At 64.2% G+C, this 13012-nt stretch carries 14 protein-coding genes; 10 read left to right on the plus strand and 4 right to left on the minus strand.

Annotated elements, in window-relative coordinates:
- Nucleotides 1-37: 37 nt before the first annotated feature.
- The gene (locus FHS69_RS06125; protein WP_067671722.1) at nt 38-691 is read right to left on the minus strand and encodes a hypothetical protein; all 654 of its coding nucleotides are present in this window, start codon (nt 689-691) and stop codon (nt 38-40) included.
- 96 nt (nt 692-787) lie between these two features.
- On the opposite strand from FHS69_RS06125, the gene ispH reads away from it, so the two are divergent.
- Genes ispH through rnhA form a run of 3 tightly spaced genes read left to right on the plus strand, consistent with a single transcriptional unit; the run spans nt 788 to nt 3169 of the window.
- On the plus strand, nt 788-1771 hold the full coding sequence (gene ispH, locus FHS69_RS06130; protein ID WP_166776914.1) for a 4-hydroxy-3-methylbut-2-enyl diphosphate reductase: 984 nt from the start codon (nt 788-790) through the stop codon (nt 1769-1771).
- 1 nt (nt 1772) lies between these two features.
- Entirely contained in the window at nt 1773-2729 is a 957-nt protein-coding gene (locus tag FHS69_RS06135; protein ID WP_166776915.1) for a homoserine kinase, read from the plus strand.
- Nucleotides 2726-3169, plus strand: a complete 444-nt coding sequence (gene rnhA, locus FHS69_RS06140; protein WP_067671716.1) for a ribonuclease HI — start codon at nt 2726-2728, stop codon at nt 3167-3169. The genes FHS69_RS06135 and rnhA overlap by 4 nt, the downstream gene beginning before the upstream one ends.
- Here the strand turns inward: rnhA and FHS69_RS06145 are convergent, their stop codons facing one another.
- From FHS69_RS06145 to FHS69_RS06155, 3 genes are read right to left on the minus strand one after another with little or no spacing between them, the layout of a single operon-like run.
- A complete protein-coding gene (locus FHS69_RS06145; protein ID WP_067462839.1) occupies nt 3170-3346 on the minus strand; it encodes a YegP family protein in 177 nt (58 codons plus the stop codon).
- Between the two features lie 60 nt (nt 3347-3406).
- Nucleotides 3407-4501 carry an NAD(P)/FAD-dependent oxidoreductase gene (locus FHS69_RS06150; protein WP_166776916.1) on the minus strand — a complete coding sequence of 365 codons (1095 nt, stop codon included), beginning with the start codon at nt 4499-4501 and terminating at the stop codon, nt 3407-3409.
- The gene (locus tag FHS69_RS06155; protein ID WP_166776917.1) at nt 4498-5466 is read right to left on the minus strand and encodes an alpha/beta fold hydrolase; all 969 of its coding nucleotides are present in this window, start codon (nt 5464-5466) and stop codon (nt 4498-4500) included. The genes FHS69_RS06150 and FHS69_RS06155 overlap by 4 nt, the downstream gene beginning before the upstream one ends.
- A gap of 88 nt (nt 5467-5554) precedes the next feature.
- Here FHS69_RS06155 and FHS69_RS06160 point away from each other — a divergent pair, with 88 nt between their 5' ends.
- From FHS69_RS06160 to FHS69_RS06190, 7 genes are all read left to right on the plus strand, one after another.
- Nucleotides 5555-6271, plus strand: a complete 717-nt coding sequence (locus FHS69_RS06160; RefSeq protein WP_166776918.1) for an A24 family peptidase — start codon at nt 5555-5557, stop codon at nt 6269-6271.
- A gap of 91 nt (nt 6272-6362) precedes the next feature.
- Complete coding sequence (cpaB, locus tag FHS69_RS06165) at nt 6363-7373, plus strand: Flp pilus assembly protein CpaB (RefSeq protein ID WP_166776919.1); 1011 nt, start codon at nt 6363-6365, stop codon at nt 7371-7373.
- Between the two features lie 41 nt (nt 7374-7414).
- Nucleotides 7415-9001: a type II and III secretion system protein family protein gene (locus FHS69_RS06170; RefSeq protein ID WP_166776920.1), complete on the plus strand. Its 1587-nt coding sequence runs from the start codon at nt 7415-7417 to the stop codon at nt 8999-9001.
- 13 nt (nt 9002-9014) lie between these two features.
- Nucleotides 9015-9665 (plus strand): CpaD family pilus assembly protein, encoded by a 651-nt coding sequence (locus FHS69_RS06175; RefSeq protein ID WP_067462818.1) that lies wholly within the window; start codon nt 9015-9017, stop codon nt 9663-9665.
- A gap of 6 nt (nt 9666-9671) precedes the next feature.
- A complete protein-coding gene (locus tag FHS69_RS06180) occupies nt 9672-10955 on the plus strand; it encodes a pilus assembly protein CpaE (RefSeq protein WP_067462815.1) in 1284 nt (427 codons plus the stop codon).
- Nucleotides 10956-11009: 54 nt separating this feature from the next.
- The gene (locus FHS69_RS06185) at nt 11010-11981 is read left to right on the plus strand and encodes a type II secretion system F family protein (protein WP_166776921.1); all 972 of its coding nucleotides are present in this window, start codon (nt 11010-11012) and stop codon (nt 11979-11981) included.
- 19 nt (nt 11982-12000) lie between these two features.
- Complete coding sequence (locus FHS69_RS06190) at nt 12001-13002, plus strand: type II secretion system F family protein (RefSeq protein ID WP_067501434.1); 1002 nt, start codon at nt 12001-12003, stop codon at nt 13000-13002.
- The last annotated feature ends 10 nt before the right edge of the window (nt 13003-13012 follow it).

Below are 13012 nucleotides of genomic sequence, written 5' to 3' on the forward strand. Positions count from 1 at the left end.
CGGCGCAAAATGGCAAGACGCCATGGCGGCGCGCCATTTACCGCGTGGCGTTGTAGCGCAGCTGCGCTTCGGTAAGCTGGAAACCGACCAGCAATTCGAACGTGGCCCGCTGCACGGCCGCGCGCACCGCCGGGTCTGCCAGCGGGTCGAGTGCGGCATCGGGATCGCCCGGCTCGCGCTTGCGCGTGATCTGCTCGCGGATTTCCGCGGGCAAGGTGGCATCGGCGCGATTGACGTAAGCCGCGGCGGTGCCGCGTGCCTGGGCACGTTCCGCGCCATCGGCGAATTGCAGCGTGACCGAGCCCACCCGCTTGGTCACGACCGACGATCCGCCACGCAGCACGGTCGAGAAATAGGGCAGCGTGACCGTGCGGCTGCCGCGCGTATCGCTGCGGCGGGCCACCACGTCGAAGCTGGCTTCGGTATAGACGCGGTCGCCGCTGTCCTCATTGCAGGTCGAGCGCAGATTGGTGATCGCCGCGGTCACGTCGAGATCTGCCAGAGTCGTCGAACCCGGGGTGCGGAAGGTGGTGATGTCGCCGGTATAGTCGGGAATGCCGACCGCAGGGCAGGTGGACCGCACCGCGGTAATGCCGACGCCCTGATTGACGACCAGATCGCCTTCCTTGGCGCAGCCGGCCAGTACCAGGCCCAGAGCAAGCACGGGAAGCAGACGGGTGCGGATGGTCATGCGGCTAATTTCCCTTTTGCGGTCATTCGAATTCGTAGCCCCTTGGGCTGCGGGACGCCCTAGCTTGGCCTGCACGAAAGCGCTAGAGGGCGACACATGAACGCCCCCTTTCCATCCACGCCCGGCGTATCGGACAGCGATCCGCGCCTGCCGCTCCAGCTCATGATCGCTGCCCCGCGCGGCTTTTGCGCCGGGGTCGACCGCGCGATCGAGATCGTCGAGCGCGCGCTGCAGAAGTACGGCGCCCCGGTTTATGTCCGCCACGAGATCGTGCACAACCGCTACGTTGTCGACAGCCTCAAGGCCAAGGGCGCGGTCTTCGTGGAGGAACTCGACGAAGTGCCTGACGATGCCCCGGTCGTGTTCAGTGCGCATGGCGTCCCCAAGACAGTCCCTGCCGAAGCCGAGCGGCGCAAGATGCTCTATGTGGACGCGACCTGCCCGTTGGTGAGCAAGGTCCATCGCCAGGCCGAACGCCAGATCGAAAAGGGCCAGCACATCCTGTTCATCGGCCATGCCGGCCATCCCGAGGTGATCGGCACGATGGGGCAGGTTCCCGAAGGCCGCATCACACTGGTCGAAACGGTCGAGGACGTAGCGCGGCTCGAATTCGGTCCCGATGACGATCTGTCCTACCTTTCGCAGACCACGCTTTCGGTCGACGACACGCGCGAAATCATAGCCGCGCTCGAGGCGCGCTTCTCCCAGATCGTCGCGCCCAAGGCGGAAGATATCTGCTACGCCACCAGCAATCGCCAGGCCGCAGTGAAGGATATCGCCGGTAGCTGCGATCTGGTGCTGGTGATCGGCGCGCCCAACTCGTCGAATTCTCTGCGTCTGGTCGAAGTGGCCGAGCGACTGGGCACCGATGCACGGCTGATCCAGCGCGCCGACGAGATCGATCCGAGCTGGCTCGAAGGCGTGGGTACGATCGGCCTGACCGCAGGGGCTTCTGCCCCCGAGAAACTGGTCCGCGAAGTGGTCGACCGCCTGTCCGACTGGCGCCAGGTGGAAGAGCAGGTCGTCACCAGCGCCGAAGAGAACATGGTCTTCAAGCTGCCGCGCCAGCTAACCGACTGAGGTGGCCGTCTATACCCATCTGGGTGCCGAGGATCTCGCGCAGCTGATCGCCCATTACGATGTCGGTCGGCTGCTCTCGTTCAAGGGCATTGCGGAAGGGGTCTCGAATTCGAACTGGCTGCTCGAAACGACGCAGGGGCGATTCATCCTGACCATGTACGAACGGCGGATCGAGACCGACGACCTGCCGTTCTTCCTTGGGCTGCTCGATCATCTTTCCGCCGCCAATTGCCCCGTGCCCCGCACGATCCACGATTGCGATGGCGCAGCCTATCGCATGGTCGATGGCAAGGCCGTTGCGCTGATCGAATTTCTGCCCGGCCTGTCTCCCAGCACCCCGACCGAGGCGCAGGCACGCTCGGTCGGAGCGGCGCTGGGACAGATGCATCGGGCAGCACAAGATTACCCGGGCACGCGCAACAGCACGCTCGAGCCGCAGGATACGCTGGAGATTCTCGATCAATGCGGCACAGATGCGTTGGCGGGTATCGACCCGGCGCTGCCCGATATACTGCCGATCGGGGCGCGGATCGTCGCCGACTGGCCGGAACATCTGCCCGGATCCATTATCCATTCGGATCTGTTCCCGGACAATGTTCTGATGCTGGGCGACGAGGTCACGGGCATGATCGATTTCTATTTCGCCGCGACCGGCGCGATGGCCTATGATCTTGCGGTGACGCATGCCGCGTGGTGCTTCGACGACACCGGTGAAGCCTGCGACCCCGCGCTCGGCGCCGCGCTGATCGCGGGCTATGAGAGCCTGCGCCCGCTGTCGGATTACGAGCGCGCCGCGCTGCCTCTGCTGGCTCAGGGCGCCTGCCTGCGCTTTATCGCCAGCCGCGCGCAGGACTGGCTCGAAACACCCGAGGATGCGCTGGTCCGCCGCAAGGATCCGATGGATTTCATGCGCCGTCTGGAATTCTACCGCGCAAACGGCCAGAGCGCCTTCGCATGAAGAAGGTCGAACTGTTCACCGATGGCGCATGCAAGGGCAATCCCGGGCCAGGCGGCTGGGGCGCGCTGCTGCGCATGGGCCCGCATGAAAAGGAAATGTCGGGCGGCGAGGCCGATACAACCAACAATCGCATGGAAATGACCGCCGCGATCAAGGGATTGTCCGCCCTGATCGAACCCTGCGAGGTCGATGTCTATACCGACAGCAAATATCTGATCGACGGCATCACCAAATGGGTCCACGGCTGGAAAAAGCGAGGTTGGGTGAACGCCAGCAAGAAGCCGGTGCGCAATGCGGAACTATGGCACGACTTGATCGAATTGACCGCGCGCCACAAGGTCGACTGGCATTGGGTGAAAGGCCACTCGGGTCATCCCGAAAACGAACGCGTGGACCGCCTCGCCAGTGACGAGGCGGACCGGATCATGCGCGAGGGCTGATCAGCTCTCGTCGACGGTTTCGGCTTCGGGGCCGTTCTTCTGTACGGACGCAATCGCATTCTTGGCGCTGGCCTTGGACTTATAGCCTTCGGTCCAGAAGATCGGTTCGGAATTGTACATGAAATAGGCCACGAACTCGCCGGCCTTGTTCTTCTTGATCTTGAAATGATGCGCCATCTGTCGCTCCCGTCGATGGTGTTGAAATCGCGGGCACACTAACAAATGAGGCGAGCTTGGCTAGCCGAAGCGCTCCGGTGCGTAGAGACCCGTATCGAGGCCTTGGGTCATCGCATCGCGCGGCTCGTCGAGCAGCAGTTGGCGACCTAGCCGCGCCGCAGCGGGGGAAGTCTGTATGCCGAAACCGCCCTGCCCAGCGAACCAAGCGAAGCCTTCGACCTGCGGATCGTGGCCATAAACGGGCCGACGATCGGGTGCGAAGCTGCGTAGTCCCGCCCATTTGTGTTCCACCGCCGCGACCTTCCAGTCGACCACCTCTTCGAGCCGGGCGATCGCTTCGGCCACGGCCAGTTCTTCGGGCGCGGCATCGCAGGCCACACTGGGTTCTTCATCATGCGGGCTCAGCCACAAACGACCCGATTCGGGCTTGAAATAGAACCGGCCGCGCAGATCGAGGACAAGCGGAAGATCGTTGGACACCGGCGGATCGATACGGACCTGCGCCACGGTGCGGCGATAGGGTTTGATACCCACGGGATTCGCGCCGGCCATGACGGCCAGCTCATCGGCCCATGCGCCCGCTGCGTTGACCACCGTCTTGGCCCGATGGCTTGCGCCGGTCTCGGTCGCGATCGTCCAGCTGCCGGAAGCGCGGTTCATCCCGCACACCCGGGCACGGCATTCGAGCAGCGCGCCAGCCGAACGGGCCCGGGCGAGGTAGTGTGCGTGCAGCCCCGCAACGTCGATATCGGCGCAAACGGGCTCCCAGATGGCATCCGACCATTCGTGCCGCACACCCGGCAAGCGCTTCTGAAGGTCACCACGGCCGAGATGCTGGATCGTCGCACCGGTGGGGACGAAGCGCTGCATGAAATCGGTGACGAGCTCTTCGTCACCCTCACGCGCGATGTAGAGCGCGCCGCGCTGATGCAAGAAACCCTTCTCGCGCAGGTATGCGCCCGAAGCGAGCGTGAGCGGCACGATTTCCGGACCACCATAGCATTCTTCCCAGAATGCCGCCGACCGCCCCGTCGCATGGTAGCCCGGCTTGTCCTCCCCCTCGAGGATCAACACGCTGGCACCCGATTCGGCCAGTTCGGCCGCCAGGCTGGCACCGGCTATCCCCGCGCCGACAATGGCAAAATCGTGGGTCATGCCGCACCTTCCTTAGGTACCACCCGGTCGAGGAACTCGGTGATCCCGTCGAGTGCGCGCCGTCGCACCGGATCCACCTCGCGCAGGATTTCATGACGTGCTTCGTCGCCGAAGGCGATCAGTTCCCCCTTGGGCAGACGCTGCGCCGCACGCACCGCAGCTTCGTGGCTGACCAGCCGGTCGGCCGAGGTGCTCAGCACGAGAACCGGCACGGTCACCTGTTCGAGCGCTCCGGCCCGGGCGAGCCTGCGCGCGCTAGCGTAAGCGCGTTCGACCCAGCCCCAACTGCCCGGTCCCATGACCAGTTCGGGGCGTCGTTCGCGCCACCATGCCTCGTCGGCATAGCGCGCAGCGTCATGCGTGAGCAGGTCGGAACGCTTGGCAGGCAGTTCGCCCGGTTTCTCGCTCCATTTCCATGCCGGTCGGGTGGGCGCCCCGATCACAGTCATCAACCGTGCCACGCCATGCAGCAGAGCCAGTGGCAGCGGAGGGCCCGACATGCCGATCATCGGCGCGCTCAGCACCATCGCATCGGGATCGACCTGCCCATCGACAAGCGCACGGGTGACGAGGTGACCGCCCATGGAATGGCCGGCCAGCACGTGCGGCCCCGGCGTTTCGGCTTTCCAAGCGTTCCAGAGATGCGCGAGGTCGGCGGTCCAGTCGGAGAAATCGCCGATATGGCCGGTGATAGCGTCGCTCCCGAGGCGTCCAGAACCCGCCTGCCCACGCCAATCTGCCGCTGTTACATGCCAGCCATGCCCGTGCCAGTGGTCGAGCGTTTCGAGGTATTTTTCGTAGAAGTCGCCGCGGCCGGGCAGGAACAGGATCGAACCGCGCGCCGTGCCGGCCGGAACCGGCAAGTCGATCCGCCTGATCGCATGCCCGTCGGCCAATTCGAAACGCGATTCGCGTGCCGCTGCAGGTATCGTGCGGCGATCGAACCCATCCTGTGGCGCTGGCATCCCGGTGATCGCGAACCTCCTCTATGGTTACTTTTTGGTAAGCACGTTCCTGTAGCAATGCGCCACGAAGCAAATCCTGCGGAGCGCCATGCAAAGCCAGATTTTCACCTACGTATTGCTCGCCGGATTGGCAATCGCACTGCTCTGGGTAATCGTTACCGACCTCAAGAGCCGCACGATCAGCAATCATCTGACGCTGACGGTAGCGGCGGGTGCCCCGCTGTACTGGCTGGCAATCGGACTGCCGCTGTGGCCAGGGATCGCATGGCAGCTCGGGCTGGCCACGCTCGTCTTCGCCGTCTGTTGTGCGCTGTTCGCCATGCGCCAGATGGGCGGCGGCGACGTCAAGCTGCTGACCGCGCTCGCGCTGTGGGTGCCGCCTTCGCAATTCACCATGCTGATCGTCGCGATGGCGATGCTGGGTTGGGTCCTGACCATGGCCGTGGGGGCATGGCGCGTAGCGCATTCGACGACCATCCAGACCCATCCGGCGCGCGACACGATCTTCCTCATTATCGGTACGATCATCGCCGCGCTGTTCGCCAGCGCCGTGCTGGGCGGACCGCGCCTGCCGCTGCCAGCGGCATTGACGTCTACCTCGCTCGACAGTCCCGCCGCGATCATCGCGCTGGCCCTGGCGCCGATCGCGGTCCTGCTGCTGGTCACGCTCGGATCGATCCGGATCATCCGCCGGCACGAACGCGATCTGTGGGTTCCCTATGGCCCCGCGATCTCACTTGCGGGTCTGTGGATCGTCGCCAGCGGCCAGATGCTTGCGGGCACTGCAAGTCCCGCAGGGGGCTGAGAACGCGATCTTAACCAATTCAGCCGTAAGGCATGAAACCATACTTGCCCGCACCTTCCATCGGCGGGCCGAATTAGGGGGCTAGACAGCCATGGATAGGAAGAAGCTGGTTCTGCTGGTTGCCGCGCTGATCGTTGCGGTGGGTACCGCACTCATCGCGCGCAGCATGTTCGCGGGAAGCGGTGCGCCGCAGGCCGAAGCGGCCGCGCAGGTCGAAGCCCAGGGACCCAAGGTTCTCGTCGCGCAGCGGGCGCTGCCCGTCGGCACGATCATCACGGCCGACGCGCTCGGCTTTCAGCTGTGGCCCGAAGAACTGGTGCAGGACGCCTACTTCCTCGACGGCGAAGCCGATATGAGCAAGTTGCTCGGTACCGTCGTCCGTCATCCGATTACCGCAGGTGAGCCGGTGACGCAGGGCGCGCTGGTCGCGCCGGGCGATCGCGGCTTCCTCGCGGCAGCACTGGCACCGGGAATGCGGGCGATTACCGTTCCGGTGAATGCCCAGTCGGGCGTGGCCGGCTTCGTTTTCCCCGGCGACCGGGTCGACATGGTGCTCACCCAGCAGGTCGATGGCGAAGGCCCCAGCCTGAAAGCATCGGAAACCATACTTCGTAACCTTCGCGTGCTCGCCACCGACCAGTCGACCGTCTCGGAGAAGGACGAGACCGGTTCGACCGTAGTGAAAGAAATCCGCATGGTGACGCTCGAAGTCACGCCGCAGATCGCCGAGAAGGTCGCCGTCGCGCAGACCATCGGTACGCTCAGCCTGTCGCTGCGCTCGCTGGCGGACAACCAGACCGAACTCGAACGCGCCATCGCCTCGGGCGATGTTAACATCCCCGACGATGCCACGCCCGAAGAAGAAGAACAGCTGCTCCGGCAGGCGATGGCTCGCCCGGTCGATGGCAAGAGCACTTTTGTCACCGGCGGCGACGTATCGCGCTTCCAGCGCCGTAGCGTGCCGTCGCAGGGCAACGCCAACGATGCACCCGAAGCCCCGCCCGCGATGGGCGTCGCAGGCAGCGCCCCGGCGCGCCAGGGGCCGACCGTACGCGTCACTCGCGGCAAGGATACCGTCGAAGTACCGGTGGGCGGACAGTGAAAAGAACAGAAAACAAGGAACGCCATTCAGGGGGCAATTCCATGAAACGTCGATTTACCTCGAACATGCTGCTGGCAGGTCTGGCGCTTGCGCCGCTGGCACTCGCCGCTCCGACCCCGGTTGCAACCGCCCAGTCGGTCGTTCGCCCGAGCTCGGAAATCGTACTTTCGATCGGCCGCGGCGAACTGGTCAACGTGCCCGGCACGATGGCCGACATTTTCGTCGCCAATGACGACATCGCCGACGTCCAGGTCAAGTCGCAGCGCCAGCTTTACGTGCTTGGCAAGGCGGGCGGCGAAACCACGATCTACGCCAGCAATGCCGCGGGCGACATCATCTGGTCGGCCAACGTCCGCGTCGGATCGAATATCGGCAGCATCGACCAACTGCTTTCGCTGGCGATGCCGCAGGCGAAGATCTCGGTCGCCACCATGGGTTCCAACGTCGTGCTGCTGACCGGCACGGTCGCCGCGCCCGAAGATGCCGAAGAAGCGCAACGCCTCGTCGAAGCCTATGTCGGCGAAGGCGCGAACGTTATCAGCCGGCTGCGCATGGCAACGCCGCTGCAGGTCAATCTGCAGGTCCGCATCGCCGAAGTCAGCCGCAGTTTCGTCCGCGCCATCGGCGTGAACCTTGCCAGCATCGACGGCACGGGCGGGTTCCAGTTCGGTGTCGGCCAGGGCCGCGCCGGCTATATCGAAGGGGGGCAGCTGCCCGCCTTCGGCGTTGGCAACGTCCCGACGGGATATATCCCCGATCCTACCGATCCGAGCGAAGTGATCGAGGCGACCGGGACCGCGATTACCGGCATTTCGCCGGGCACCACGCTGGGCGCGATGGGCAAGTTCCTCGGGCTCGACATCGGTGCGGCGCTGGACCTCGCGGAAACCGAAGGGCTCGTGACCACGCTGTCGCAGCCCAACCTGACCGCACTGTCGGGCGAGACCGCCGAATTCCTCGCGGGTGGTGAATTCCCGATCCCGCTCAACCAGGGCCTCGGCAACACCACGATCGAATACAAGAACTACGGTGTCAGCCTCGCCTACACGCCGACAGTGCTTGCGAATGGCCGCATCTCGATGCGCGTCCGTCCCGAAGTGTCCGAACTGTCGTCGCAGGGGGCGATTACGCTCAATGGCTTCCAGGTCCCCGCACTGGTTACGCGCCGCGCAGAGACAACCGTCGAACTGGGTTCGGGACAGAGCTTCATGATCGCCGGCCTGCTGTCGAACAATGCGACGAATTCGATCGACAAGGCGCCCGGTCTCGGCGACGTGCCGATCCTCGGTAACCTGTTCCGCTCGACCACCTATCGCAAGGGCGAGACCGAATTGGTGATCGTGGTGACGCCGTATCTGGTGAAACCGGTCAACGCAAATGACATCAAGCTGCCGACCGACGGCTTCCGCAAGCCATCCGAATTCCAGCGCCTGCTCGGCTTCCAGCAGAGCGATGGCGTGACCGGCGGCGACCGGCCCAAGCCGAGCGCAGTCGAAACCGAAGCTGTCGAACCCGGCATCTCGCATGGGCAGCCTGCCGATGACGGGCAGCGCCGCGCCGCCAGCGAACCCGAAGCGCGCCGCAACGAGCGGACTGCAGCGGCCAAGCCCGGCTTCAGCTTCGAATAAGGGGAAGAGTATCATGGCCAAGGCAATCAATCGCAAGCTCGCCGGTTCGCTCGCTATCTCGCTCAGCCTCGCGCTGGGCGCATGCGGCGGCTTCCCGACCGAGAACAAATCGCTCTACAGCGCCCGCCAGCCGGTGGTCGAGCGGACCAATTTCACGCTCGACGTCAACACCGCCGGGGACGGCTTGCCCGTTACCGAACAGCGCCGCGTCGCCGACTGGTTCGACGCCATGGGCCTCGGCTATGGCGACCGTATCTCGCTCGACGATCCGACTGCCAGCGCGGCAGTGAAAGAAGACCTCGCCGCTCTTGCCGGGCGGCATGGCCTGCTCGTCAGCGAAGGGTCGCCCGTGACCGCGGGCTATGTCGATCCGGGCCAGGCGCGCATTGTCGTGACCCGTTCGACCGCCAGCGTTCCGGGGTGCCCCGACTGGTCGGCCAATAACGAGGCGAACGAATACAATGCGACCTACCCGGGCTACGGCTGCGCGGTGAACGGCAATCTCGCCGCGATGGTCGCCAACCCCGAGGATCTGATCCAGGGCCAGGAAGGCACCGGCGAAACCGTCGTCACCACCTCGACCAAGGCCATCAGGGCATATCGCGACCGGGCTCTCACCGGGGACGGCGAACTGGCCAACATCAGCAGCCAAGAAGGAGGCTAAGCAGCCATGAGCGCTTCACTCAAATCCGGCATGCCGGGTAATCGCGATGCATTCGCGGCCTATCTCTGCGACGAGACCGCGCTCGACGTGCTGCGCCCGGTGGTCATCGAGCTCGGCTGGCCGCCCGAGAAGTGCAACAAGGGCGGCCTGCGCAATGCCATCCAGTCGCTCTCGGTTTCGGCCAGCCCGAACATCCTGATGGTCGACCTGTCCGAAAGCGGCGACCCGCTCAACGACATCAATGCGCTGGCCGAAGTCTGCGAACCCGGCACGGTCGTGATCGCGATCGGCCAGGTCAACGACGTGCGCCTCTATCGCGACCTGCTCGCGAGCGGCATTCACGACTATCTGCTCAAGCCGCTTTCGGCCAATGCACTGCGCGATGCGCTGACGCAGGCGCAGGCGGTCTTTATGGCTCCGCGCGGAGGCGAAGAAGAGGGCGTCAAGCACCATGTCTCTACCGCCGTCATCGGGACCCGCGGCGGGGTCGGCGCATCGACGCTGGTTACCTCGCTGGCCTGGATCTTTTCGACCGAGAAACGCATGCCGACGGCGCTGCTCGATCTCGACGTGCATTTCGGCACCGGGGCGCTCACGCTCGACCTCGAGCCGGGACGCGGCCTGACCGACGCGATCGACAATCCCAGCCGCATCGACGGGCTGTTCATCGAACGCGCCATGATCCGCGCGAACGACAATCTGGCGATCCTGTCGGCCGAAGCGCCGGTCAACCAGCCGCTGATGACCGATGGCGCGGCATTCATGCAGTTGCAGGAAGAGTTCAAGCACCAGTTCGAGATGACGGTGCTCGACATGCCGCGCAACATGATGATCAATTTCCCGCAATTGCTCACGGACGTGAACGTTATCGTGCTGGCGGCGGAAATGTCGCTTGCCTCGGCGCGTGACACGATCCGCATCCTGTCATGGCTCAAGACGAACGCCCCGCATTCGCAGGTCGTCGTCGTCGCCAACAAGGTGCAGCCGGGTGCAGGCGAGATCAGCCGAACCGATTTCGAAGCCTCGATCGAACGCAAGATCGATGTGATCATTCCCTTCGACCAGAAGGCGGCGACCAACGCCGCCAAGCTGGGCAAGACCTTCGTCGACGCCAATGGCAGCGCCAAGGCGAGCGCGGCGATCAAGCAGCTTGCCGCCCGCGTGATCGGCGCGAGCGAAGAAGACGAGGGTGACGCGGCAGCGGGCAAGAAATCGCTGCTCGGATCGCTCGATCTGAAAGGCCTGCTGGCCAAGAAGAAAAGCGCCCCCGTCGCCGAGCCCGCCGAATAACGGCATAGGGATTCGGACCGGAACTGGCTGCGAAATGACTGACGGAGACAACGCATGAACATCATCCAGCTGGCTTTGCTGACCCTCGGGGTCCTGGCCTTTCTGGGGATCGTCTATATGCTGGTCTCGGGTCCGAACGCGGCCAAGGCCAGCCAGCGCCGGCTCGAACAGGTCCGCTTCAGGCATTCCCAGAGCACCGACACCAAGGTCGAATCGCAGCTCAAGAAGGCGATCGCCGCGCGGCGCCCGAAAATGCATCGCGTAGCGGGCTCGAGTTCGCGTATCGAGGCGCTCGCCATTCGTCTCGACCGGACGGGCAAGGGATGGACGCTAGCGCAATACGCCTATGCGTCGCTCGGCCTTGCGGTCGTGGTCTCTCTGCTGATGTTCCTGCGCAGTGGCTCGCTCGGCCTTTCGCTGGCGATCGGCATATTCGTCGGCGCGGGACTGCCGCACTTCATTGTCGGGCGGGCGATCAAAAAGCGGACGAACAATTTCAACACCAAGTTCCCTGATGGAATCGAGCTGCTGGTGCGCGGCCTGCGCTCCGGCCTCCCCGTCACCGAAACACTCGCCGTCGTGGCACAGGAAGTGCCGGGCCCGGTGGGCGAGGAATTCAAGGGTGTGGTCGAACGCATCAAGATCGGGCGGACCATGGAAGACGCGCTGCAGGAAGCAGCCGACCGGCTCGACATTCCCGAATTCAACTTCTTCTGCATAACGCTCGCGATCCAGCGCGAAACCGGGGGCAACCTCGCCGAAACGCTGTCGAACCTCGCCGACGTGCTGCGCAAACGCGCGCAGATGAAGCTCAAGATCAAGGCGATGAGCTCGGAATCGAAGGCGTCGGCCTATATCGTGGGCGCACTGCCCTTCATCGTCTTCGCCATGATCTGGTGGATCAACCCGTCCTACATCGGCGGTTTCTTCACCGACGACCGGCTGATCGTCACCGGACTCGGCGGGATGGTGTGGATGAGCATCGGGGCCTTCATCATGGCCAAGATGGTCAGTTTCGAAATCTGAGTGGGCGAGGAGTAGCGTAATGGAATCCGCAACCGGCCCCACCCTGCTTGGCTTCGACGTGATCGTCGTCGGTTCGATCATGGCAGGCATCGCCGCCATGGCCGTCGTCTTCGCGATCTATACCGCACTGACGATCAAGGATCCGATGGCCAAGCGCGTCAGGGCGCTCGAAGGCCGCCGGGAAGAACTCAAGCTCGGGCTCGTCACCGGCGGGACGAAGAAGCGCCAGAGCCTGGTCCGCAAGACCGACACGACCGAAAGGATCAAGGACACTTTGGGCAGCATGAAAGTGCTGCAGCAAAGCCAGGTCGAGGTTGTGCAGCAGAAGCTGGCCCATGCCGGTTTCCGGAACAAGGAACTGGCGATCGTCATCATCGGTCTGCGCGCCGTGCTGCCGGTGGTGCTGGGCCTGCTCGTCTTCGTCAGCGTGTTCCTGCTCGACAGCTTCCCGGAATGGGGACCGATGAAGCGCAATGGTGCGCTGATGCTGGCGGTGTTCCTTGGCTACAAGGGCCCCGAGATCTATCTAAGCAACCTTGCGAAAAAGCGCTCGGACGCGATCCGCAAGGGTCTGCCCGACGCGCTCGACCTGCTCGTGATTTGCGCCGAGGCGGGCCTGACCGTGGATGCTGCCTTCAACCGTGTCGCCAAGGAACTGGGCCGTGCCTACCCCGAACTGGGTGACGAATTCGCGCTGACCGCGATCGAGCTTTCGTTCCTCAACGAACGGCGCAAGGCCTTCAACAATCTCGCCTATCGCGTGGATCTCGACGCGGTCAAAGGCGTGGTCACCACCATGGTCCAGACCGAACGCTACGGTACCCCGCTCGCTTCGGCGCTGCGTGTGCTGTCGGCAGAGTTCCGCAACGAACGCATGATGCGCGCCGAGGAAAAGGCCGCACGCCTGCCCGCGATCATGACCGTGCCGCTGATCATGTTCATCTTGCCGGTTCTGTTCATCGTCATTCTCGGCCCGGCAGCCTGTTCGATCGCCGATGCATTCAGTGGCGGCATCGGGTAGCCACCCCAGG

Source organism: Qipengyuania flava, from assembly GCF_011762005.1.
GTDB lineage: Bacteria > Pseudomonadota > Alphaproteobacteria > Sphingomonadales > Sphingomonadaceae > Qipengyuania > Qipengyuania flava.